Genomic DNA, 1,362 nt, shown 5'->3' with positions numbered 1-1,362 from the left:
CTTAAACGCTAAAGCGTTTTGAAGTGGGGGCTTGTGTCACCTAAAAAGGCGGGTTACTTACTTCGCAAGCAACCTTTACACTTATACCTACCCAATAGTGCAAACGGTCTTACAGACCTCCTATCTTAGCGTGGTGGTATATGAGGACGGTTGACTTCGCCCCTACGGAAAAGGCTATACCTTAACCGTAACTGTATCTGAAATGTATTCAATTCCTTTTCGATACAGATTCATGGCACCGATGCGGTCGTCATTCGATTGATAAGAGCAGTTGACACACGTAAATGTATGTGTTTTTTTATTGCGATTTCGCTTAGCTACATGACCGCATTTCGGACACGTTTGGCTTGTATATTTCGGGGAAACAACAATCACCTTATGCCCGTATAGTTGTGCCTTATATTCAAGTAATTGTCTAAATTGATAGAACGCCCACGAAATGCTAACATAACGGTTTTTGACATGGACTTTCTCGGTTGCTTGACGTACACCTGTTAAATCCTCTACTACAAATAACGTACCTTTTGGATAACGTTCAACGAGTGCCTTTGTGACTTGATGGTTTACATCGCGTACGTAACGGTTTTCTCGTTGCCCTATTGCACGAATACGCTTACGTGCAGAAGCTGTTTGACGTTTTTGTAAAGCTTTATGTGTCGCTTTCAATCGACCACGCTTATGTTTTATAGGGCGACCATTAAAGAATGTTGTTTTGCCTTTACTATCATAGCTAGTGGCTAGAAAATTAATCCCTAAATCAATACCAACAATGTTAGTAACATCTTGCTCCTTTAATAGAGGGATTCCTTTTGTCATGGGGATATGCAAAAACCACTTATTGAACTTGTACACAAGTTTCGCTGTGCCAAATTTCCAATCGTCATTGAAGTATTTTTGCATCCCTTTTAATTCGAAGGGCAATTTAATACGACCATCTAACGTGTTGACACTAAAAAGTCGCTCATTTAAAGAATAGTCACGATGCCATACTACATCATAGCTAGGGTGCTTGTAGTGAACAAGCGACCATTCATGTCCGTTTGATTGTGCTGATTTGTAGCTGGCAATGACCGTTTTCATGACGGATTGCGCCATTTGACTTTTCAAACCAAAGCGTTGGCGAAGTTCTTTGTAATACAAGTTGTTTAATTGGAGTTGATTCAGATTTTTTGATACAACTACTATCTCTGAAAGCCAATTACACGCTTTTTGATAGGTTTTACTTGTCAAATGTAGGCTTTCTGCTTGTGATTCATTAACGTAAAGTTGAATTTTAGCTGTAATTGTTGTCATGTTTTCACCGCCTTTCACTAAAAATAGTATACTATTTTTAGTGAAGTTACAAAAAAGAAACTCAACCTA

At 38.9% G+C, this 1,362-nt stretch carries 1 protein-coding gene; it reads right to left on the bottom strand.

Going from position 1 to position 1,362, the window contains the following annotated elements:
- Positions 1–174: 174 nt before the first annotated feature.
- The gene (locus tag CH76_RS13260) at positions 175–1,293 is read right to left on the bottom strand and encodes an RNA-guided endonuclease TnpB family protein (RefSeq protein WP_036147365.1); all 1,119 of its coding nucleotides are present in this window, start codon (positions 1,291–1,293) and stop codon (positions 175–177) included.
- Positions 1,294–1,362: the final 69 nt, after the last annotated feature.

It is taken from the genome of Lysinibacillus sp. BF-4 (genome assembly GCF_000743635.1).
In the GTDB taxonomy this organism is placed as follows: Bacteria; Bacillota; Bacilli; order Bacillales_A; family Planococcaceae; genus Metalysinibacillus; species Metalysinibacillus saudimassiliensis.
Note: the sequence above shows the minus strand (reverse complement) of the source record. Positions and strands in the feature narration are given on the sequence as shown.

Excerpts from the sequence above, each read along its gene's own strand:
- CH76_RS13260 (WP_036147365.1), bottom strand. The coding sequence starts at position 1,293 with ATGACAACAATTACAGCTAAAATTCAACTTTACGTTAATGAATCACAA.